This window comes from Streptomyces drozdowiczii (assembly GCF_026167665.1).
Classification (GTDB): domain Bacteria; phylum Actinomycetota; class Actinomycetes; order Streptomycetales; family Streptomycetaceae; genus Streptomyces; species Streptomyces drozdowiczii_A.
Map to the genome: position 1 here is coordinate 3,967,314 of NZ_CP098740.1, position 20,182 is coordinate 3,987,495.

Here is a 20,182-nt window from a genome sequence, read left to right on the forward strand (position 1 = left end):
GTGACGGGCCCAGAGTAGCCGGTGGCCGATACTGGTTCTCATGGCTTACGACGATCTTCGATCCCTCCTCCGGGCTCTGGAGCGCGAGGGCGAGCTCAAGCGCATCAAGGCCGAGGTCGACCCGTATCTGGAGGTCGGTGAGATCGTCGACCGGGTGAACAAGGCCGGCGGGCCCGCGCTGCTCTTCGAGAACGTCAAGGGGTCCTCGATGCCCTTGGCCATGAACGTCTTCGGCACCGACAAGCGGCTGCTCAAGGCGCTCGGGCTGAAGTCCTACGGTGAGATCGGCGACAAGATCGGCGGGCTGCTCAGGCCCGAGCTGCCGCACGGGTTCGTCGGGGTGCGGGAAGCCTTCGGGAAGCTCGGGTCGATGGTGCACGTCCCGCCGAAGAAGGTGAAGGGCGAGAACGCGCCGGTCCAGGAGGTCGTCCTCACCGGCGACGACGTGGACCTGGACCTGCTGCCCGCGCTGTTCACCTGGCCCAAGGACGGCGGCTCCTTCTTCAACCTGGGGCTCACCCACACCAAGCACCCCGAGACCGGCATCCGCAACCTCGGCCTCTACCGGCTCCAGCGGCACGACCGGCGCACCATCGGGATGCACTGGCAGATCCACAAGGACAGCCGCAACCACTACCAGGTCGCCGCCCGGCGCGGGGAGCGGCTGCCCGTCGCCATCGCGTTCGGCGCGCCGCCCGCCGTCACGTACGCCTCCACCGCGCCGCTGCCCGAGGACATCGACGAGTACATGTTCGCCGGGTTCCTCCAGGGCAAGCGGATCGAGATGGTCGACTGCAAGACCGTGCCGCTCCAGGTGCCGGCCCACGCCGAGGTCGTCATCGAAGGGTGGCTGGAGCCCGGCAAGACGCTGCCCGAGGGGCCGTTCGGCGACCACACCGGGTTCTACACCCCGCAGGAACCGTTCCCCGCACTGACGATCGACTGCGTGACCATGCGGAAGCGGCCGCTGCTCCAGTCCATCGTGGTCGGCCGGCCGCCGACCGAGGACGGGCCGCTCGGGCGGGCCACCGAGCGCTTCTTCCTGCCGCTGCTGAAGATCATCGTGCCGGACATCGTGGACTACCACCTGCCGGAGTCCGGGGGCTTCCACAACTGCGCGATCGTCTCGATCGACAAGAAGTACCCGAAGCACGCGCAGAAGGTGATGAGCGCGATCTGGGGCGCGCACATGATGTCGCTGACGAAGCTGATCGTCGTCGTGGACTCGGACTGCGACGTCCACGATCTGCACGAGGTGTCCTGGCGGGCCCTCGGCAACACGGACTACGCCCGCGACCTGGTGGTCACCGAGGGCCCCGTCGACCACCTCGACCACGCCTCGTACCAGCAGTTCTGGGGCGGCAAGGCGGGCATCGACGCGACGCGGAAGTGGCCCGAGGAGGGGTACACGCGGGACGGGGGCTGGCCCGACATGGTCGAGTCGGACCCGGAGACGGCGGCGATGGTCGACCGCCGGTGGAAGGAATACGGACTGTGAGCGCCGCCGAAGCAACCCTGGGGTCAGGGCCCGCGCAACCGAGCAGCAAGGTGAAAGCCTTCCTGCGGCTCGTGATGATCGAGCACTCCGTCTTCGCGCTGCCCTTCGCGTACATCGCCGCGCTGACCGCGATGTTCCGGGACGGCGGGTCGGTCCAGTGGGGCACGCTGCTGCTCGTGACGGTCGCGATGGTCGGGCTGCGGACGTTCGCGATGGCCGCGAACCGGATCATCGACCGCGAGATCGACGCCCGCAATCCGCGCACCGCGGGCCGTGAGCTGGTGACCGGTGCGGTGTCGGTGAAGTCGGCGTGGACGGGGGCGCTCGTCGCCGTCGTCGTGTTCCTCGGGGCCGCCGCCCTGCTGAACCCGCTCTGCCTGGCGCTGGCGCCGGTCGCGGTGATCCCGATGGTGGTCTACCCGTACGGCAAGCGGTTCACGAACTTCCCGCACGCCATCCTGGGGCTCGCCCAGGCGATGGGCCCGGTCGGGGCCTGGCTCGCGGTGACCGGCAGCTGGTCGTGGGACGCGGTCATCCTGGGGCTCGCCGTCGGCATCTGGATCGGCGGCTTCGACCTGATCTTCGCCTGCCAGGACGTGCAGGCCGACCGGGCGCACGGCGTGCTGTCCTTCCCCGCGCGCTTCGGCATCCCGGCCGCGCTGTGGGGCGCGCGGGTGTGCCACGCGGTGACGACGGGCCTGCTGGTCTGGTTCGGCCTCGCCACGGACGCGGAGGTCTTCTACTGGATCGGCATGGTGATCGTCTCGGTCGCCTTCGTGTACGAGCACCGGGTGGTGCGCCCGCACGACCTGTCCCGGCTGAACCGGGCGTTCTTCTCGGTCAACGGCTTCATCGGCATCGCGCTGTTCGTGTGCGCGCTGCTGGATCTGGTGGTGCGCGGGCTCACGGTGTGAGTGCGCGCGGGGCGGTGGGTCGGCGCAGCGCGAAGGCCGCCACCACCCCGCCTATCAGCCCGAAGAGGTGGCCCTGCCAGCTGACGCCAGGGTCGGTGGGCAGGACGCCCTGGAGCAGCGAGCCGTACACCGCGGCGACGACCAGGCCGACGACCACGTCGAGCGGGCGGCGATCCACGAAGCCGCGGACCAGCAGGTAGCCGAAGAGGCCGAAGACCACGCCCGACGCGCCGAGCGTCACGGTGTTCTCGGGGGCGGTGAGCCAGACGCCGAGGCCGCCGATCAGGATCACGGTGAGCACGGCGCCGGCGAAGCGGCGCAGCCCGCCGAGGGCGGCTATGAAGCCCAGGACCAGCAGCGGGACGCTGTTGGACGCGACATGGTCCCAGCCGTCGTGGAGGAACGCGGCGGGCACGATGTCGAGCAGTTCGCCGGGCTCGCGGGGGGAGATGCCGTGGTCGTCCAGGGCGTGGCCGGTGGCGAGGTCGACGGCCTCCAGGGCCCAGAGCAGCGCGATCCAGCCGAGCATGACCGCTCCGGCCACGAGAGCCCGGTCCCCGGTCCTCGTCCGTACGTCGTCCATCGCAGGACACCCCCTTCACCCGACGGAACGTGCCGGGCCCCTCGGACGGTTCCGCGTGCGGTGCGCCGGATAGGCTCGGGGGTGTGGATTCCCGGTCTTCAGTGAGTCAGCAGCAGCGAATGCCTTGGATTGTCGGGGTTTCCGGCGCTTCGGGCACGCCTTTCGCCGCCGCGGTGCTGCGCGGGCTGCTGGCGGCCGGCGAGAGCGTGGACCTGGTCGTGAGCCGGGCCTCGCGGCTGACGATCCTGGACGAGACCGGGATCTCCTACCGCGACGCGCACTGGCGCGAGGACCTGGCGGCCTGGCTGGCGCGGGGTGCGGACGGCAAGCCGGAGACCTTCGACGTGGATCTGTCGGGCGTACGCCACTGGGCGGCCGGTGATCTGGCCGCGGGTCCGTCCTCGGGTTCGTACCCGGCGAAGGGGATGCTGATCGTCCCGGCCTCGACGGCGTGCGTGGCGGGGGTGGCGCTCGGGCTGTCGAAGGACCTGTTGCAGCGGGCGGCGAGCGTGACGCTCAAGGAGCGGCGGAAGCTGGTGGTCGCGGTCCGGGAGACGCCGTTGAGCGGGCAGACGCTGAAGCAGCTGGTGGCCCTGGACGAGGCGGGCGCGGTCGTGCTGCCCGCCTCGCCGGGCTTCTACGCGGGTGCGACGCACATCCAGGATCTGGTGGACTTCGTCGCGGGGCGGGTGCTGGACGCGGCGGGGGTGCCGCACCGGCTGTACCGCCGTTGGGAGGGGGAGCTGGGTGGCGGCTCCCCGGGCTGACGGGGTGATCCGGGCTTTCCGGAGGGTCAGCGCTTCTTGGGCGCGCGCCGGGGGCCGCGGGTGCGGTCGACCCGGAGGGCGGCGGCGGGGTGGTGGGCACGCGAGCGGTTGGCCAGGTCCTGAAGCTCGCGCATGCGGGCGTAGGCCATCTCGATCGTGTACACGGTGTCGTCACTCCTGAAGATTCGTAAGCGATTTTTGGTTGTGCGAGAAGATTTGCAGGCGTCAATGCCTGTGTGCCTTGGATTCTACACGTAGACTTGCGGTACTGCTGAACAATGGAAGGTTTCAGTCACATGGACGCGGTGGACAGGCAGCTCATCCAGGCCCTCCGGGAGAACGGCAGGGCCTCGTACGCCGAGCTGGGGCGGCTCGTCGGGCTCTCCGGGCCCAGCGTCACCGACCGCATCAACCGGCTGGAATCCGCCGGTGTCATCACGGGCTACCGCGCCACCGTCAACGCGGCCTCGCTCGGTCTCGGCGTGACGGCCCTCATCGGCATCTCGCTCTCCGACGCCGCGGACCACGAGGACGTGGCGCACCGGCTGAAGGACCTCGCGGAGATCGAGGACGCCTGGTTCATCGCGGGTGACGACTCGTACATGCTCAAGGTCCGGGTGGGCGACGTGGACGGCCTGGAGAAGACGATCCGCCGCCTCAGCTCCACCAAGGGCGTCTCGCGCACCCGTACCACCATCGTGCTCTCCACCAAGTGGGAGAACCGGGTCGGAGACCTCCCCGAGGAGAGCTAGCGCCCCTCCCGGCAAGCTTTGCCCCGTCGCGCCGCCCAGCACGCACGCTCGCCGCGTTGGCCAAAAGCCCTGGTAGCTCCGCTACAAGGACTTCTGGCCGCCTTGCGATCGCACGCACTGGACGACGCTCCTTGCGGGGCAAACATTGCCGGTCGCGGCGCTAGGCGTACGGTGGCGGGGTTCGGTACGGCGAGGAATTGAGGAGCACTGGTGGACGCGGGACTCAAGCGCGAGCTGGAGCAGAAGGTCGAAGCCGGTGAGCGGCTGAGCCGTGAGGACGGGATCGCGCTCTACGAGTCCGACGACCTGGCCTGGCTCGGCGGGCTGGCCCACCAGGTGCGGACGCGCAAGAACGGCGATGTCGTCCACTTCAACGTCAACCGCCACCTCAACATGACCAACGTGTGCACGGCCTCGTGCGCGTACTGCTCCTTCCAGCGCAAGCCGGGGGAGAAGGACGCGTACACCATGCGCATCGAGGAGGCGGTGAAGCTCGCCAAGGCGATGGAGGGCGAGAACCTCACCGAGCTGCACATCGTCAACGGGCTGCACCCCTCCCTGCCGTGGCGCTACTACCCGCGCTCGCTGAGCGCGCTGAAGGAAGCCCTGCCGCAGGTCTCGCTCAAGGCGTTCACCGCCACCGAGATCCACCACTTCGAGACCATCTCCAAGCTCTCCGCGTCGGAGATCCTGGACGAGCTGATCGAGGCCGGTCTCGAATCGCTGACCGGCGGCGGCGCGGAGATCTTCGACTGGGAGGTCCGCCGGCACATCGTGGACCACAACACCCACTGGGAGGACTGGTCGCGCATCCACCGGCTCGCCCACGAGAAGGGGCTGAAGACGCCGGCGACCATGCTGTACGGGCACATCGAGGAGCCCCGGCACCGCGTCGACCACGTCCTGCGGCTGCGTGAGCTCCAGGACGAGACCGGCGGCTTCCAGGTCTTCATCCCGCTGCGCTACCAGCACGACTTCGTGGACATGAAGGACGGCAAGGTCCGCAACAAGCTCCAGGCGCGGACCACGATGGCGACCGGCGCCGAGGCGCTGAAGACCTTCGCCGTCTCCCGGCTGCTGTTCGACAACGTGCCGCACGTCAAGGTGTTCTGGGTGATGCACGGCGTGCAGACCGCGCAGCTCGCGCTCCAGCACGGCGCGGACGACATGGACGGCTCGGTCGTCGAGTACAAGATCACGCACGACGCGGACAACTACGGCACGCCGAACAAGCTGACCCGCGAGGACCTGCTCGACCTGATCCGGGACGCCGGCTTCCGGCCCGTCGAGCGCAACACCCGGTACGAGATCATCCGCGAGTACCCGGGCCCGGACGCGGAGCGGCGCGAGTCGCCGCAGCCGATGCGGGTCTGACCCGGCGCGCGCCGCGCGCGCGACGCTGCACGTACGAAAGCTCCGGCCACCGTCCCCGGCCGGAGCTTTCTCGCGTTCCGGACGGTGGTTGAGCCTGCGGGCGGTAATAGTTAATCTGCGTCTATGGCTCTTACATTCGAGGTGGACCCGGCGTTCGACCGCCCGGTGCGCGACGGCATCGTCACGCTCTGGGCCGATGTCTCCAACGCGGGCGGCGCGGTGGGCTTCGTACCCCCGGTGTCGGAGGAGGACGTCCGGCCGGAACTGCTCAAGCACCAGGTGGCCCTGACCGAGGGGCGCACCCGGCTGGTCGTCGGTTACGACGAGGAGGGGCGCGTCGCCGCCACCGCGTTCCTGACGTTCAACACGCACCGGCTGATGCGGCACTGGCTGTGGGCGTACACCGTGATGGTCCACCCCCGCCACCAGGGCAAGGGGTACGGCCGCGACCTGATGGCCGTCGTCGCGGACGCGGCGCGCGCGACCGAGGGCATCGAGGCGATCCGGCTCACCTGCCGGGGCGGCACCGGCGCCGACCGCTTCTACGCCGCCTGCGGCTACAAGGAGGTCGGGCGCGTGCCCGGCGCGATCCGGGTGGCCGAGGGCGACGACCGGGACGACATCTGCATGCTGCTGCCGCTGGGCTGAGCGCCCGGGGCGCGGCCCGGCGAATCGATCGATTGCGGGGCATGCTTCACTGGTCGGGCAGGACTGTCGTACGTAGAGAGAAGGCCAGCTGTGTCCGCTGCCAAGCCGAGCGCAACGATCCGGTACACCGCGATGCGTCTCAGCATCTTCGTCGGCTGCTTCGTCGTCGCCGCCATCGCCGTCCGCCTCGGAGTGGTGCCGTCCGGGGTCGGCGGGTCCAACATCGTCTGGGTCATCCTGCTCGCCCTGGTGCTGTCCGCGCCGCTCAGCTTCGTCCTGCTGCGCAAGCAGCGCGACGAGATGTCCGAGCAGATCGTCTCCTCGGTGGACCGCGCCAAGGCCCGCCTGGAGGCCAACCGCACGCGCGAGGACGGCGTGACCTCGTAAAGGGAACGTAAGCTTCGTCACACCCCGCACCTTTTTCCGTCGAACCCCAGCGCGGGAGCAGTCGCTCCCGTACTGGGGTTTTTCGTGTCTCCAGGCGGAGTTGGGGATTCCGGGGCGGCGGCCGGCGAGGCGCGGAGCGCTCTCTCGTACCAAAGAAGACCTTTGAGGTTCTCAAAGTTCAAGTGTTAACGTGTTCGACATGAAGACTGATGTGCGCCTGCGATCTGCCACGAGCGTCCCGCTCGTGGAGCGCCTTCATGTCGACCTCTGCCGCTGTATGTCCGCGGTCTGTTGCCGCAACGTCTGATACCGGCACCATGCAGCGGCGCCGCCCCCGACGCGGGCGCCGCACCCCCGTCCCCCGCACAGCGTCCCCGTGCGTCCCGATGCGTCACATCTGGAGTGTGTCCGTGTCCGCGAACCCCGCGTCCACCGCCGAGAAGCCCGCGGGCTCCGGCTTCCGCATACCGAAGGTCCCGTTCTGGGCCCAGATCGTCGCCGGTCTGATCCTCGGCGTCCTGCTCGGCTGGCTCGCCCGCAGCCAGGACATCGACTGGCTGTACACCACGCTCGACAAGGTCGGCCACATCTTCGTCCAGCTGCTGAAGCTGGCCGTCGCGCCCCTCGTCTTCTTCGCGATCCTGGTGTCGATCACCAACCTGCGCAAGGTCAACAACGCCGCCCGGCTGGCGACCCGCACGCTGCTCTGGTTCATGATCACCTCGCTGATCGCCGTGGCCATCGGCCTCGCGATCGGCCTGATCACCAACCCGGGCTCCGGCACCGGCCTCACCCCGAAGGACGGCAAGCTCCCCGAGCACGCCGGCTCCTGGCTCGACTTCCTGACCGGCATCATCCCGGACAACGTCGTCACGCCGTTCGCCGAGCTGAACGTCCTCCAGATCGTCTTCATGGCCGCCGTCGCCGGTATCGCCGCCCTCAAGCTCGGTGAGAAGGCGCAGCCGATCCTCTCCCTCAGCGAAGCCGCCCTGGAGCTCCTCCAGAAGGCCCTGTGGTGGGTCATCCGCCTCGCCCCGCTCGGCACCGTCGGCCTCATCGGCTACGCCATCGCCGACTACGGCTGGGACCTGATCGGCAAGTACGCGACGTTCACCGCCGACGTCTACATCGGCTGCGCGCTGGTGCTGTTCGTCGTCTACCCCGTGCTGCTCGCCACCGTCGCCAAGCTGAGCCCGCTCCAGTTCTTCAAGGGCGCCTGGCCCGCGATCCAGCTGGCGTTCGTCTCGCGCTCCTCGGTCGGCACCATGCCGGTCACCCAGAAGGTCACCGAGCGCCTGGGCGTCCCGAAGGAGTACGCCTCCTTCTCCGTCCCGTTCGGCGCCACCACCAAGATGGACGGCTGCGCCGCGATCTACCCGGCGCTCGCCGCGATCTTCATCGCGCAGATCTTCGACGTGCAGCTGGGTGTCGGTGACTACATCCTGATCGCGTTCGTCTCGGTCATCGGTTCGGCGGCCACCGCCGGTCTGACCGGCGCCACGGTCATGCTGACGCTGACCCTGTCGACCCTGGGCCTCCCGCTGGAGGGCGTCGGCCTGCTGATGGCCATCGACCCGATCCTGGACATGATGCGCACCGCCACCAACGTGGCCGGCCAGGCGCTCGTCCCGGTGATCGTCTCCGCCCGCGAGAAGATCCTCGACCACGACGCGTACAACTCGGCCTCCGCCTCCCCGGTGGACGAGGACGAGGAGATCCGCGACACGGAGCCGGAGCGCGTTCCGGTCGCCGCCTGATCACCTGGTTCCACCCCGAGGGCCCCTTCTCCCGTGCGGAGGAGGGGCCCTCCGGCGTGCTCAGGGCGCCGTGCCCGCCGCGAGGAAGAACGGGACCGCCGCGTAGAGCCTCCCGGTACGGGCGCGGGCGCGCTGCTCGTCGGCCCACGCCTCGATCCGGGCGGTGTCCGGCGCGTCCGGAGTGCGGGGCGCCGCCGCGAGCCCGGTGAGCAGCGGGAGGAACACGGGGTCGGTGAGTTCGGCCGTACGCACCTGAGAGGTGATCTCCTCGAACCCCGCGTCCGCGAGGAGCCTCCGGTGGGCGCGGGCGGCCCGGGGCGAGGCGACCGCGTCGGCGCGGGCGCGCACCAGCCACCGGGTCAGCCCGGGGTCGTCGGAGTCGATGACGAAGGTGTCCCAGTCCTGGCCGACGAGCACCGCCCGCCCGCCCGGTGCCAGCACACGGCGGGCCTCGCGGAGCGCCGCCTCCGGTTCGTCCAGGGCGTGCAGGACCTTGTCGGCGCGGTAGCCGTGCAGGGAGGCGTCGGGGAAGGGCAGCGCGCGGGCGTCCGCGCGGCGCAGGTCCGCGCCCGGCACCCGGCGGCGGGCCTCCGCGAGGGCCGCCCCGTCGAGGTCGACTCCGGTGACCCGGGCGCCGAGCGCGGCCAGTTCGGCCACCGCCGTACCGGTCCCGCAGCCGGCGTCGAGGACGGTGCGGCCGGGGCCGGTCCGCAGCAGCTCGTAGCCGGTGCGGCGCAGCTCCGTCGCGCCGGGGAGGCGTTCCGCGAGGGGTGAGCGCGAGTTGTCCATGCGGGCCAGGCTGCGACTTAATGTCGGCATGAAGTCAAGCGAGGGTGCGCCCTTGGGCATCGGGGCCGCCGCCGCGCGGTTCGGGCTCCCCGCGCATGTCCTGCGCCACTGGGAGTCCGTCGGGCTGCTGGACCCGGCCCGGGACGCGGCCGGGCGGCGCCGGTACGGGGTGCGCGATCTGGAACGGGTGGCGACGGTCGTCCGGGCCAAGCGGGCGGGGCTGGCGCTCGACACGATCCGGCTGCTGGTCTCCGCGTCCGAGCCGGACCGGCGGCGGGCGGTGCTGGGCGCGGAGGCGGAGCGGCTGCGCGCCGTGATCGACGCCGCGCGGGCCTCGCTGGAGCTGGTCGAGTGCGCCCTGAGCTGCGGCCACGAGGACATCACCCGCTGCCCGCACTACCGGGCGGTGATCGCGGCGGGCGGCTGAGCGCGCGTCGGCCGGAGACGGCCCGCGTACCCTTACCAGGGAGTAGTGCGCGGGGGCGGGAGGGAGTCGACGTGGGTGCTGTGCGGAACAAGCGGATGCCGCGCGCGGTGCGCGAGCGGCAGATGATGGACGCCGCGGTGCAGACGTTCGGGCAGCGGGGATACCGGGCCGCCTCGATGGACGAGATCGCCGAGCTGGCCGGGGTGTCGAAGCCCCTGGTCTATCTGTACCTGAATTCGAAGGACGAGCTGTTCACCGCGTGCATCCGGCGCGAGGCGCAGGCGCTGCTGGCCGCCGTGCAGGGGGGCGTGGAGCCCGGGCTTCCGGCGGACCGGCAACTCTGGGAGGGGCTGCGGGCGTTCTTCACGCACACCGCGGAGAACCCGGACGGCTGGGCGGTGCTGTACCGGCAGGCGCGGACCCGCGGGGAGCCGTTCGCCACCGAGGTCAACGTGATGCGCGAGGAGATCGTCGCGTTCGTGACCGGTCTGATCGGCGCCGCCGCCCGCGAGGCGCACCACGACCCGGCGCTCCCGGACCGGGACGTGGCGGGCCTCGCGCAGGCCCTGGTGGGCGCGGCGGAGGCGCTGGCCGGCTGGGCCAACGAGACCCCGGGCGTCTCGGCCCGGGAGGCGGCGGCCACGCTGATGAACTTCTCCTGGGCGGGCCTGGAGAACCTGATGAACGGCCGCCCGTGGCAGGTCCCTAGCCCGTAGTGCCGGTGAGGTGCAGCCGCTCGCCGTGCTCGCCGCCGCGCAGTTCGAAGGCGGCTCCGTCGGTGGCGTACGTGACCGTGCCGGGCAGCAGGACCGGGGCGCGGAAGTCGGCCCGTACGGTGCGCAGGGTGGCCGGGTCGGGGATCTCGGCCAGGCAGCGGGCGACGGTCCACATGCCGTGCGCGATGGCCCGGGGGAAGCCGAAGAGGCGGGCGGTCAGCGGGTGGAGGTGGATCGGGTTGCGGTCGCCGGAGGCCGCCGCGTACCGCCGTCCGAGGTTGCCGGGCAGCCGCCACTCGGTGACGGCGGGGAGCGGCGTAGCGGGTTCTCCCTTGGGGGCCGCTTCCGTACGCGTCGCGTGCCGGGACAGATAGCCGCTGCGGGACTCCCACACCAGCTCGCCCGCGAGCCGCGCCTCGGTCACCACGGTGACCTCGGTGCCGCGCCGGTGCGGGGTCAACTCCTCCGCGTACACCGTGAGTTCGAGCGAATCCTCCGGCCGGAGGGTGCGGTGGGCGGTGATCTCGATCCAGGTGTGGACGAGGCCGGTGACCGGGAGCGGGAAGTCGCGGCGGGTCATCAGCCGCATGGCCAGCGGGAACGCCAGGACGTGCGGGTACGTCACCGGCAGCGGCCCGGTCGCCGGGAAGCCGCAGATCGCGCGGTACGCGGCCAGGGATCCCGGTGCGGCGGGCGCGGCGGGCAGGCGGAGGCGGCCCGCGGGGAGGGTGGCGCCGGGGCGTCCGGCGCGCTTGAAGGGCGAGGTGACGGCGCCCCGGGCCAGCGAGAGGGCCAGGCTCATCGGGTCACGCTCCCAGCAGGCTCTGGCCGCAGACCCGGACGACCTGGCCGTTGACGGCGGCGGACGCGGGCTGGGCGAACCAGGCGGTGGTCTCGGCGACGTCGACCGGGAGGCCGCCCTGCGAAAGGGAGTTCATCCGGCGGCCCGCCTCGCGGATGAAGAGCGGGACGGCGGCGGTCATCTTCGTCTCGATGAAGCCGGGGGCGACCGCGTTGACCGTGACGCCGTGGTCGGCGGCGGCGCGCGGGGCGAGCGAGCGGACCAGGCCGATGATTCCGGCCTTGCTGGCCGCGTAGTTGGTCTGGCCGTTGTTGCCGGCGATGCCCGCGATGGAGGCGGTGGCGACGATCCGGCCGCCCCGGTTGACCGTGCCCGCCTTCAGCAGCGCGTCGGTGGTGCGCAGGACGCTGTCCAGGTTGACGTCGATGACCTGGGCCCAGCGGTCCGCGGCCATGTTGGCGAGCCGCCGGTCGCGGGTGATGCCGGCGTTGTGGACGAGGACGTCGAGCCCGTCCGGGATGGCGGCGGCGATGCGTTCGGCGGCGTCCTCGGCGGTGATGTCGAGGGGGAGCGCGGTGGCGCCGAGCCGATCGGCGGTGCGGACCAGGTCCTCCTGGGCCTGGGGCACGTCCAGGCAGACGACCCGGGCCCCGTCGCGGGCCAGGACCGAGGCGACGGAGGCCCCGATGCCCCGGGCGGCGCCGGTGACCAGGGCGGTCCGGCCGGCCAGCGGGGCGGCCCAGTCGGCGACCTCGTCGGGGGCGGCGTCGTTGACCTCGATGACCTGGCCGCTGACGTACGCGGACCGGGGCGAGAGCAGGAAGCGCAGGGTGGACTCGGCGGAGGCGACGGCTCCGGGGGCGATCCGGACCAGCTGCACGGTGGCGCCCTTGCCGATCTCCTTGCCGAGCGAGCGCGTGAAGCCCTCCAGGGCCTGCTGGGCGGCGGCCTGGTGGTGGTCCTCCGGTGAGGGCCGCACCCCGAGGACGACGACCCGGCCGCCGGGGGCCAGTGAGCGGACGACCGGGTGGAGGGCCGCGTGCACGGCGGTCAGCCCAGCGGCGGTGTCCACGGCGGTGGCGTCCAGCACGAGCGCGGCGGGCCGGTCCGCGCGGGCGACGACCTCCAGGCCGGTGGCGGTGAGGACCGCGGCCAGCTCCTCGGTGATCGCGGACTCCCCGGCGGTGAGGTGGAGGGCGGGGCCGGTGAGCGTCGGCGTCTCCGGGCTCCAGCGGCGCAGCCGGGCGGGCTGCGGGAGACCGAGCTTCCGGGTGAGGAACTTGCCGGGTGCCGTGCCGGTCAGGTGCAGATAGCGGTCGGCCATTGTCCAGACTCCCTGCTCGGTCGTAGATTTACTCCGGAGTAAGGTTACTCAAGAGTCAGGAGCTGGTCGAGATGAGTTGGTCGAGTTGATTCCCCTCGCACTCCCGCAGCCCCGCCGGGTCGCGGTCATCGGCGGCAGCCGCATCCCGTTTGCCCGGTCCGACGGGCCCTACGCGCAGGTCTCCAACCAGCAGATGCTGACCGCCGCGCTCGACGGCCTGGTCGAGCGGTTCGGGCTCCAGGGCGAGCGCGTCGGCGAGTTCGCTGCGGGCGCGGTCCTCAAGCACAGCCGCGACTTCAACCTGGCCCGGGAGACGGTGCTCGGCTCGCGGCTCGACCCGCGCACCCCCGCGTACGACGTCCAGCAGGCGTGCGGCACGGGCCTCCAGGCGGTGATCGCCGCCGCGAACAAGATCATGCTCGGGGCGATCGACTCCGCGATCGCGGGCGGCACGGACACCACCAGCGACGCCCCGCTCGGCGTCAACGACGAACTGCGCCGGCTGCTGCTCTCCGTCCGGCGCGCGAAGTCGGCGGGGGCCCGCGCGAAGGCCCTCACGGGCGTACGGCCCCGGCACCTCGTCCCGGACATCCCGCGCAACGCCGAACCCCGCACCGGCCTCTCGATGGGCGACCACGCGGCGCTCACCGCCCGGCAGTGGGACATCGGCCGCGCCGAGCAGGACCTGCTGGCCGCCACCAGCCACCAGCGGCTCGCCGCCGCGTACGAACGGGGCTTCCTGGACGACCTCGTCGTCCCGTACCAGGGCCTCGAGCGCGACCAGAACCTGCGCCCCGGCTCCACGGTCGAGAAACTCGCCACGCTGAAGCCCGTGTTCGGCACGGACCACCCCGACGCGACGATGACCGCCGGCAACTCGACGCCGCTCACCGACGGCGCCGCGACCGTGCTCCTGGCGAGCGAGGAGTGGGCCGAGGCGCACGGCCTGGAACCGCAGGCGTACCTCTCGCTGTACGAGACCGCCGCGGTGGACTACGTGAACGGCGAGGAAGGGCTGCTGATGGCGCCCGCGTACGCCGTGCCGCGGCTGCTGGAGCGGGCCGGGCTCGGCATCGAGGACTTCGACCTCTTCGAGATCCACGAGGCGTTCGCCTCCCAGGTGCTGGCCACGCTGGCGGCCTGGGAGAAGCGGGGGCTCGCACCCGTCGACCGGTCCCGGCTGAACGTGGCCGGCTCCTCGCTCGCCACCGGCCACCCCTTCGCCGCGACGGGCGCCCGCATCGTCGCCACCCTCGCGGGGCTCCTCGCGGAACGGAACGCCCCGGGCCGCGGCCTGATCTCGATCTGCGCGGCGGGCGGCCAGGGCGTCACGGCGATCCTCGAACGCGCGTGAGGGGCGCGGCGGGCCGCGCGGGAGGGGCCTGTCCTCCGTGCGGTGTCCGCCGCGTCCGGGCGGGAGGGGCCTGTCCTCCGGGCGGTGTCCGCCGCGTCCGGGCGGGAGAGGCCCGTTCTCCGGGCGGTGCCCGTGGCGCCCCGCGCGGGGAGGCCCGTTCTCCGGCCGGTGTCCGTAGCGCCCCACTCGGGGAGGCCCGTCCTTGGGGCGGTGCCCGTGGCGCTCCGCGCGGGGAGGCCCGTTCTCCGGCCGGTGTCCGTGGCGCCCCACTCGGGGAGGCCCGTCCTTGGGGCGGTGCCCGTGGCGCTCCGCGCGGGGAGGCCCGTTCTCCGGGCGGTGTCCGTGGCGCCACGCGCGGGCGAGGCCCGTTCTCCGGCCGGTGTCCACCGCGCCCCACGCGGGGTGGCCCGTCCTTCCGGCGGCGTCCGCCGCCCCCGTACGTACAGCAGTGAACCCGCCCGTCCCCCTTGCCGAGGAGCCGCTCGTGTCCACGCCACCCGCTTCTTCCCCCGCATCCGCCGTTCCCGCCCTGGTCGAGCCGACGCTCGAGCGGGACGCGCGCGGGGCCGTCCGGCAGGTCTCCGTACCGGCGTTCGCGCCGCCCGTCCGGCGCGGGTCGCTCGCCGAGATCCCGTTCGACAACGCGCGTGAGGCGCCCGCCGACGCCGTGCTCAGCCGGAAGCAGCCGGACGGGAGCTGGCAGGACGTGTCGGCGGCCGAGTTCGCCGCCGAGGTGCTGGCCGTCGCCAAGGGCCTGATCGCTGAGGGGCTGCGGGCCGGCGACCGGATCGCGATCATGGCGCGTACGACGTACGAGTGGACGCTGCTCGACTTCGCGGGGTGGGCGGCCGGCCTGGTCACCGTGCCCATCTACCCGACCTCGTCCGCCTTCCAGGCCCGCTGGATCCTCCAGGACTCCGGGGCCGTGGCCTGCGCGGTCGAGACGGCCGACCAGGGCCGGATCGTCAGCCAGGAACGCAAGCAGCTCCCCGGGCTCGCCCACCTCTGGCAGTTCGACACCGGCGCGCTCGGCCGGCTGAAGAAGCTCGGGCAGGACCTGCCGGACGACGCCGTCGCCCAGCGCCGCGCGACCCTGGAGCCGGAGACCCCGGCGACCCTGATCTACACCTCCGGGACCACGGGCCGCCCGAAGGGGTGCGTGCTGACCCACGGCAACTTCTTCGCCGAGGTCGACAACGCGATCGAGCTGCTGCACCCGGTCTTCAAGTCGGTGAGCAAGTACCCCGCCTCGACCCTGCTGTTCCTGCCGCTGTCGCACGTCTTCGGCCGGATGGTCGCGATCGGCTGCCTGCGCGCCCGGGTCCGCCTCGGCCACGCGCCGTCGATCCAAACGGAGGACCTGCTCGCCGACCTGGCCGGCTTCAAGCCGTCGTTCCTGCTGGCGATCCCGTACGTCCTGGAGAAGGTCTACAACACGGGCCGGGCCACCGCCGAGAAGATGGGCCGCGCCTCCTCCTTCGACCGGGCCGCCCGGATCGCCCAGCGGTACGGCCAGGCCGTCGAGGCCGCCGAACACGGCACGGGCCCGGGGCCCGGCCTCGGGCTGCGCGCCGCGCGGGCGCTGTACGACCCGCTGGTCTACCGCCGCATCCGGGCGGCGCTCGGCGGACACGTCCGGTACGCGATCTGCGGCGGCTCCCCGCTGGGGCGGCGGCTCGCGGCGTTCTACGCGGGCGCCGGCATCGAGATCTTCGAGGGCTACGGCCTGACCGAGACGACCGCCGCCGCCACGGTCACCCCGCCGCTCAAGCCCCGCCTGGGCACGGTGGGTTGGCCGATGCCCGGCACCGCCGTACGCATAGCCGACGACGGGGAGGTGCTGCTCAGCGGCGGCCAGGTGTTCCAGGGCTACTGGGACGCGGAGCGCGGGGTGCCCGTGCCCGTACTGGACGGCGGCTGGTTCGCCACCGGCGACCTGGGCGCGCTCGACGAGGACGGCTACCTCACGATCACCGGCCGCAAGAAGGACATCATCATCACGTCGGGCGGCAAGAACGTCACCCCGGCCCCGCTGGAGGACTGGCTGCGCGCCCACCCGCTGGTCAGCCAGTGCATGGTCGTCGGCGACAACCGCTCCTTCATCACGGCCCTGATCACGCTGGAGGCGGACGGGCTCGCGCACTGGTGCCGGATGCGCAAGAAGCAGGACGTCCCGATGCGCGACCTCGTCCACGACGAGGACCTGCGCACCACGCTCCAGCGCGCGGTGGACGAGGCCAACCGCCTGGTCTCCCGCGCGGAGTCGATCCGCAAGTTCACGGTGCTCCCGGTCGACTTCACGGAGGAAGCCGGCCACCTGACGCCGTCGCTGAAGCTGAAACGGGACGCGATCGCGCGGGACTTCGCGGGGGAGATCGAGGGGTTGTACCGGAAGTGAGGCCCCGTCAGGGCTCCGGGTCCGGGGCCTTCGTGTGGAGGATGGCGCGGGCCTGTTCGGCGGCTCGGGCTATTGATTCGGAGACGAAGTCCAGGTAGCGGGCCATGTTCTCCAGGCGGGTGCCCGCCGCCGTGTCCGCGCCCAGGACGGGGACGCCCTTGCGGGCGGTCTCGGCGAGCTGGGCCGTGGAGTGGGCGCTCGCCATCATCGACTCGTGCATCAGCTCGTTGTCGACGACATAGCGTTCGCGGCGGCCCTCGCGCTCCCGGCGGACCATGCTCTGGGTCTCCAGGAACGCGACCGCCTTGGACACGGAGGCCGGGCTGACCTTCAGGTGCGCGGCGAGTTCGCCGGCGGTCAGGCTGCCGGTGTCGCTGAGGGTCAGGGCCGCGAGGACCCTCGACATCATCACGGGTGCGCCCGAGGCCGTCATGGCCGTCGTGAACATCTCCTCGTACGCGCGTACCGCCTCGGCGTCCCGGCCGTAGGGCTGCGGGTCCGGGCGCGCGTCGCGGGGGCGGGCTTCTTGCGGCGGTGGGCGCGCTGCTCGGCGGTGCGGTGGGCGGCGTCGGCGCGGTAGCCGGTGGGGCCGCCGTTGCGCGTCACCTCGCGGGTGATGGTCGAGGTGGGGCGGTCCAGCTGCCTCGCGATCTCGGCGTAGGCCAGGCCGTCGGCCAGGCCCCGGGCGATCTGGCGGCGTTCCTGCTGGGTGAGCCTGCCTCCCGGCATCGCGTACTCCTTCGTGGCGCGGGTGCGGCCGTGCGGTGGCCGGTGCGCCGACTATAGCGTTCGCTGGCAGTCCATTGCAACGAATCGGAAGGCGGTTGTTGCGTTACCCCTTAGCTCATTGCTCCAACTTCTCTGTTCTGGCCTGCTGTTACGCGGATTTGACGCAACAAGTGTGTTGCCGGGTTCGTGAATGCAACGTAGCGTTTCTCTCATCGGAAAGCGCGAGCCACCCCGGTTCGCACCGCCCCAGAAGGAGCGCACCATGCCGAAGTTCGACACCCCCGCCGCCGTCACCGCCCGCGTCGACATCGCCGCCGGCCTCATCCGCTTCATCGCCGCCGACCGCGCCGACACCGTGGTCGAGGTCCTGCCCGCCGACCCCTCCAAGAGCCGCGACGCCAAGGCCGCCGAGCGCGTCGAGGTCGCGTACACCGACGGCGTCCTCGACATCCGGGCCGCCAAGGAGGGGCGCAACCGGCTCCTCGGTGACTCCGGGTCCGTCGAGATCACCGTCCAGCTGCCCGCCGGCTCCCACGTCGAGGCGAAGGCCGGTGCCGCGGAGTTCCGGGGCGTCGGACGCCTCGGGGACGTCGTCCTCGAGGGCGGCCACCGCTCCGTCAAGGTGGACGAGGCCGCGAGCGCCCGGATCGCCGCGCACGACGGTTCCGTCGTCGTCCGCCGCCTCACCGGCCCCGGCGAGCTGAGCACCCAGCGCGGCGACGTGACCGTGGACGAGGCCACCCGCGGCGAGCTGACCCTCAGCACCCAGCTCGGCGACATCACCGTCGTCGCGGCGCGCGGTGTCCCGGCCGTGCTCGACGCCGGCACCGTCCTCGGCCGCATCGACAACGCCCTCGTGAACGACGGCGCGCCGGTCCTGACCATCCACGCGACCACCACCAAGGGCGACATCACCGCCCGCAGCCTCTGATCACCTCCCCCCACCCCGTACAGCAGAAGGAGCCACACCCATGACGAACCCGGCCATCGCGGCGAACGGACTGCGCAAGGCGTACGGCGAGAAGACCGTGCTCGACGGGATCGACTTCAGCATCCCGGCCGGAACGGTGTTCGCGCTGCTCGGCCCGAACGGCGCCGGCAAGACGACCGCCGTCAAGATCCTCTCCACCCTCATCCCACCCGGCGAAGGGTCCGGCGCGATCAGCGTCGGGGGCCACGACCTGGCCACCGACGCCCAGGCGGTACGCGCCGCCATCGGCGTCACCGGGCAGTTCTCCGCCGTCGACGGGCTGATCACCGGCGAGGAGAACCTGCTCCTGATGGCGGACCTGCACCACCTGTCCAAGGCCGAGGGGCGGCGGGTCACCGCCGAACTCCTGGAGCGCTTCGACCTCACGGAGGCGGCGAAGAAGCCCGCCTCCACCTACTCCGGCGGCATGAAGCGCCGCCTCGACATCGCGATGACCCTCGTCGGGAACCCGCGCGTGATCTTCCTGGACGAGCCGACCACCGGGCTCGACCCGCGCAGCCGGCACGGCATGTGGCAGATGATCCGCGGCCTGGTCGGCGACGGGGTGACCGTCTTCCTCACCACCCAGTACCTCGAAGAGGCCGACGAACTCGCCGACCGCATCGCCGTCCTGCACAACGGGAAGCTGGTGGCCGAGGGCAGCGCCGAGGAGCTGAAGCGGATCGTTCCCGGCGGGCACGTCCGGCTGCGGTTCAGCGACCCGGCGGCCTACCGGGACGCGGCGGCCCACCTCGGCGGCGACGCCGTCCGCGACGACGCCGCGCTGGCCCTGCAACTCCCCAGCGACGGTACGCAGAGCATCCTGCGCTCCATCCTCGACCGGCTGGACGCCGCCGGGATCGAGGCCGACGAACTCACCGTGCACACCCCGGACCTGGACGACGTCTTCTTCGCCCTGACCGAGACCGACACCGACACCGACACCAAGACCGACACCGAGGCCGAATCCGGCACCGGCACCGCAGCCCGCACCCACGCCGCCGTCCCCGCCCAGAACAAGGAGTCCGTCCGATGAGCACCTTCTCCCTCGCCGTGCGCGACTCGTCCACGATGCTCCGCCGCAACCTCCTGCACGCCAGGCGCTACCCCTCGCTCACCCTCAACCTCCTGCTCACCCCGGTGATGCTGCTCCTGCTCTTCGTCTACATCTTCGGCGACACCATGAGCGGCGGCGCGGGCCGCGACGCGTACATCGCGTACATCGTGCCCGGCATCCTGCTCATGACGATCGGCTCGACCACCGTCGGCACCGCCGTCTCGGTCTCCATGGACATGAACGAGGGCATCATCGCCCGCTTCCGCACCATGGCCATCCACCGGGGCTCGATCCTCTTCGGCCATGTGGTGGGCAGCCTCCTGCGGACGCTGATGAGCGTGGTCTTCGTCGGGGCGGTCGGGGTGGCCATGGGCTTCCGTTCCACCGACGCCACCGTTCTGGAATGGCTCGGCGCGCTCGGACTGCTCGCCCTCTTCACCCTGGCCTTCACCTGGATCGCCGTGGGCATGGGCCTGGGCAGCCCCAACGCGGAGGCGGCCAGCAACAACGCCACCCCGCTGATCCTGCTGCCGCTGATCTCCAGCGCGTTCGTCCCGCTGGACTCGATGCCCGGCTGGTTCCAGCCGATCGCCGAGTACCAGCCCTTCACCCCGGCGATCGAGACCCTGCGCGGACTGCTGCTCGGTACGGAGATCGGCAACAGCGGCTGGATCGCGGTCGGATGGTGCGTGGGCCTCGCGGTCCTTGGCTACTACTGGTCCCGGTCGCAGTTCGACCGCGAACCGAAGTAGGGCGTGGCCGGCGGACACCGCCGGCACCGTCTCAGGGCGGCGCACACCGACACGACGTCGGCTGTGCGCCGCCCTCTTCGTATGCGGCCACACACTTCTGTCGACATCAAGCATCTTGACATCAAGAGAATATCCGGGCAGGCTTCCGCGGGTCGGTAGGTCTCTTGATGTCGAGATACATGGG

The 20,182-nt window shown here is 71.7% G+C and carries 20 protein-coding genes and 1 pseudogene; 15 read left to right on the top strand and 6 right to left on the bottom strand.

The window, feature by feature from the left end; all coding sequences use genetic code 11:
* The first annotated feature begins 40 nt into the window (after window positions 1-40).
* Window positions 41-1,498 (top strand): menaquinone biosynthesis decarboxylase, encoded by a 1,458-nt coding sequence (locus NEH16_RS18070; protein ID WP_265543638.1) that lies wholly within the window; start codon window positions 41-43, stop codon window positions 1,496-1,498.
* Window positions 1,495-2,412, top strand: a complete 918-nt coding sequence (mqnP, locus tag NEH16_RS18075) for a menaquinone biosynthesis prenyltransferase MqnP (protein WP_265543639.1) — start codon at window positions 1,495-1,497, stop codon at window positions 2,410-2,412. Before NEH16_RS18070 ends, mqnP begins: the two co-directional genes overlap by 4 nt.
* Here the strand turns inward: mqnP and NEH16_RS18080 are convergent.
* The gene (locus NEH16_RS18080) at window positions 2,402-2,995 is read right to left on the bottom strand and encodes a rhomboid family intramembrane serine protease (RefSeq protein ID WP_073968727.1); all 594 of its coding nucleotides are present in this window, start codon (window positions 2,993-2,995) and stop codon (window positions 2,402-2,404) included. The genes mqnP and NEH16_RS18080 overlap by 11 nt on opposite strands.
* A 101-nt stretch (window positions 2,996-3,096) precedes the next feature.
* Here NEH16_RS18080 and NEH16_RS18085 point away from each other — a divergent pair, with 101 nt between their 5' ends.
* On the top strand, window positions 3,097-3,762 hold the full coding sequence (locus NEH16_RS18085; protein ID WP_265543643.1) for a UbiX family flavin prenyltransferase: 666 nt from the start codon (window positions 3,097-3,099) through the stop codon (window positions 3,760-3,762).
* 26 nt (window positions 3,763-3,788) lie between these two features.
* On the opposite strand, the gene NEH16_RS18090 is transcribed toward NEH16_RS18085, so the two are convergent.
* Window positions 3,789-3,926, bottom strand: coding sequence for a hypothetical protein (locus NEH16_RS18090; RefSeq protein ID WP_199879188.1), 138 nt, complete (start codon window positions 3,924-3,926; stop codon window positions 3,789-3,791).
* A gap of 132 nt (window positions 3,927-4,058) precedes the next feature.
* Between NEH16_RS18090 and NEH16_RS18095 the strand changes: the two genes are divergently transcribed.
* The 5 genes from NEH16_RS18095 (at window position 4,059) to NEH16_RS18115 (ending at window position 8,680) form a co-directional block, all read left to right on the top strand.
* On the top strand, window positions 4,059-4,514 hold the full coding sequence (locus NEH16_RS18095; protein ID WP_199879187.1) for an Lrp/AsnC family transcriptional regulator: 456 nt from the start codon (window positions 4,059-4,061) through the stop codon (window positions 4,512-4,514).
* A gap of 210 nt (window positions 4,515-4,724) precedes the next feature.
* A complete protein-coding gene (mqnE, locus tag NEH16_RS18100; protein ID WP_073968724.1) occupies window positions 4,725-5,888 on the top strand; it encodes an aminofutalosine synthase MqnE in 1,164 nt (387 codons plus the stop codon).
* Window positions 5,889-6,011: 123 nt separating this feature from the next.
* The gene (locus tag NEH16_RS18105) at window positions 6,012-6,536 is read left to right on the top strand and encodes a GNAT family N-acetyltransferase (RefSeq protein WP_199879186.1); all 525 of its coding nucleotides are present in this window, start codon (window positions 6,012-6,014) and stop codon (window positions 6,534-6,536) included.
* A 132-nt stretch (window positions 6,537-6,668) separates the two neighbouring features.
* Window positions 6,669-6,923 carry a DUF4229 domain-containing protein gene (locus NEH16_RS18110; protein ID WP_265543646.1) on the top strand — a complete coding sequence of 85 codons (255 nt, stop codon included), beginning with the start codon at window positions 6,669-6,671 and terminating at the stop codon, window positions 6,921-6,923.
* Between the two features lie 410 nt (window positions 6,924-7,333).
* Complete coding sequence (locus NEH16_RS18115; RefSeq protein ID WP_265543648.1) at window positions 7,334-8,680, top strand: dicarboxylate/amino acid:cation symporter; 1,347 nt, start codon at window positions 7,334-7,336, stop codon at window positions 8,678-8,680.
* Window positions 8,681-8,740: 60 nt separating this feature from the next.
* On the opposite strand, the gene NEH16_RS18120 is transcribed toward NEH16_RS18115, so the two are convergent.
* Window positions 8,741-9,469 carry a methyltransferase domain-containing protein gene (locus tag NEH16_RS18120; RefSeq protein WP_265543650.1) on the bottom strand — a complete coding sequence of 243 codons (729 nt, stop codon included), beginning with the start codon at window positions 9,467-9,469 and terminating at the stop codon, window positions 8,741-8,743.
* 28 nt (window positions 9,470-9,497) lie between these two features.
* Here NEH16_RS18120 and NEH16_RS18125 point away from each other — a divergent pair, with 28 nt between their 5' ends.
* Both NEH16_RS18125 and NEH16_RS18130 read left to right on the top strand, forming a co-directional pair.
* Complete coding sequence (locus NEH16_RS18125) at window positions 9,498-9,896, top strand: MerR family transcriptional regulator (RefSeq protein WP_265543651.1); 399 nt, start codon at window positions 9,498-9,500, stop codon at window positions 9,894-9,896.
* A 95-nt stretch (window positions 9,897-9,991) separates the two neighbouring features.
* Window positions 9,992-10,612 carry a TetR/AcrR family transcriptional regulator gene (locus tag NEH16_RS18130; RefSeq protein WP_265547243.1) on the top strand — a complete coding sequence of 207 codons (621 nt, stop codon included), beginning with the start codon at window positions 9,992-9,994 and terminating at the stop codon, window positions 10,610-10,612.
* Here the strand turns inward: NEH16_RS18130 and NEH16_RS18135 are convergent.
* The gene (locus tag NEH16_RS18135; protein WP_265543652.1) at window positions 10,602-11,414 is read right to left on the bottom strand and encodes a MaoC family dehydratase; all 813 of its coding nucleotides are present in this window, start codon (window positions 11,412-11,414) and stop codon (window positions 10,602-10,604) included. The genes NEH16_RS18130 and NEH16_RS18135 overlap by 11 nt on opposite strands.
* Window positions 11,415-11,418: 4 nt before the next feature.
* Window positions 11,419-12,738, bottom strand: coding sequence for a 3-oxoacyl-ACP reductase (locus NEH16_RS18140; protein ID WP_265543655.1), 1,320 nt, complete (start codon window positions 12,736-12,738; stop codon window positions 11,419-11,421).
* Between the two features lie 76 nt (window positions 12,739-12,814).
* Between NEH16_RS18140 and NEH16_RS18145 the strand changes: the two genes are divergently transcribed.
* Both NEH16_RS18145 and NEH16_RS18150 read left to right on the top strand, forming a co-directional pair.
* Window positions 12,815-14,092 carry an acetyl-CoA C-acetyltransferase gene (locus NEH16_RS18145; protein WP_265543657.1) on the top strand — a complete coding sequence of 426 codons (1,278 nt, stop codon included), beginning with the start codon at window positions 12,815-12,817 and terminating at the stop codon, window positions 14,090-14,092.
* Between the two features lie 484 nt (window positions 14,093-14,576).
* On the top strand, window positions 14,577-16,490 hold the full coding sequence (locus NEH16_RS18150) for an AMP-dependent synthetase/ligase (RefSeq protein WP_265543659.1): 1,914 nt from the start codon (window positions 14,577-14,579) through the stop codon (window positions 16,488-16,490).
* Window positions 16,491-16,497: 7 nt separating this feature from the next.
* On the opposite strand, the pseudogene NEH16_RS18155 reads toward NEH16_RS18150, so the two are convergent.
* Window positions 16,498-17,219, bottom strand: a pseudogene (locus NEH16_RS18155) (helix-turn-helix domain-containing protein).
* A gap of 262 nt (window positions 17,220-17,481) precedes the next feature.
* On the opposite strand from NEH16_RS18155, the gene NEH16_RS18160 reads away from it, so the two are divergent.
* Genes NEH16_RS18160 through NEH16_RS18170 form a run of 3 tightly spaced genes read left to right on the top strand, consistent with a single transcriptional unit; the run spans window position 17,482 to window position 19,998 of the window.
* Window positions 17,482-18,150 (top strand): DUF4097 family beta strand repeat-containing protein, encoded by a 669-nt coding sequence (locus NEH16_RS18160; RefSeq protein ID WP_265543661.1) that lies wholly within the window; start codon window positions 17,482-17,484, stop codon window positions 18,148-18,150.
* Window positions 18,151-18,190: 40 nt separating this feature from the next.
* Window positions 18,191-19,225 carry an ATP-binding cassette domain-containing protein gene (locus NEH16_RS18165; protein WP_265543663.1) on the top strand — a complete coding sequence of 345 codons (1,035 nt, stop codon included), beginning with the start codon at window positions 18,191-18,193 and terminating at the stop codon, window positions 19,223-19,225.
* Window positions 19,222-19,998: an ABC transporter permease gene (locus tag NEH16_RS18170; protein WP_073968712.1), complete on the top strand. Its 777-nt coding sequence runs from the start codon at window positions 19,222-19,224 to the stop codon at window positions 19,996-19,998. Before NEH16_RS18165 ends, NEH16_RS18170 begins: the two co-directional genes overlap by 4 nt.
* The last annotated feature ends 184 nt before the right edge of the window (window positions 19,999-20,182 follow it).

What these genes read in the sequence shown, in the direction of transcription:
- NEH16_RS18170 (WP_073968712.1), top strand. Translation starts at nt 19,222, where the DNA reads ATGAGCACCTTCTCCCTCGCCGTGCGCGACTCGTCCACGATGCTCCGC.
- NEH16_RS18080 (WP_073968727.1), bottom strand. Translation starts at nt 2,995, where the DNA reads ATGGACGACGTACGGACGAGGACCGGGGACCGGGCTCTCGTGGCCGGA.
- NEH16_RS18160 (WP_265543661.1), top strand. Translation starts at nt 17,482, where the DNA reads ATGCCGAAGTTCGACACCCCCGCCGCCGTCACCGCCCGCGTCGACATC.
- NEH16_RS18135 (WP_265543652.1), bottom strand. Translation starts at nt 11,414, where the DNA reads ATGAGCCTGGCCCTCTCGCTGGCCCGGGGCGCCGTCACCTCGCCCTTC.
- NEH16_RS18130 (WP_265547243.1), top strand. Translation starts at nt 9,992, where the DNA reads ATGCCGCGCGCGGTGCGCGAGCGGCAGATGATGGACGCCGCGGTGCAG.
- NEH16_RS18120 (WP_265543650.1), bottom strand. Translation starts at nt 9,469, where the DNA reads ATGGACAACTCGCGCTCACCCCTCGCGGAACGCCTCCCCGGCGCGACG.
- NEH16_RS18095 (WP_199879187.1), top strand. Translation starts at nt 4,059, where the DNA reads ATGGACGCGGTGGACAGGCAGCTCATCCAGGCCCTCCGGGAGAACGGC.
- NEH16_RS18140 (WP_265543655.1), bottom strand. Translation starts at nt 12,738, where the DNA reads ATGGCCGACCGCTATCTGCACCTGACCGGCACGGCACCCGGCAAGTTC.
- NEH16_RS18125 (WP_265543651.1), top strand. Translation starts at nt 9,498, where the DNA reads ATGAAGTCAAGCGAGGGTGCGCCCTTGGGCATCGGGGCCGCCGCCGCG.
- NEH16_RS18070 (WP_265543638.1), top strand. Translation starts at nt 41, where the DNA reads ATGGCTTACGACGATCTTCGATCCCTCCTCCGGGCTCTGGAGCGCGAG.
- NEH16_RS18165 (WP_265543663.1), top strand. Translation starts at nt 18,191, where the DNA reads ATGACGAACCCGGCCATCGCGGCGAACGGACTGCGCAAGGCGTACGGC.
- NEH16_RS18105 (WP_199879186.1), top strand. Translation starts at nt 6,012, where the DNA reads ATGGCTCTTACATTCGAGGTGGACCCGGCGTTCGACCGCCCGGTGCGC.
- NEH16_RS18110 (WP_265543646.1), top strand. Translation starts at nt 6,669, where the DNA reads ATGCGTCTCAGCATCTTCGTCGGCTGCTTCGTCGTCGCCGCCATCGCC.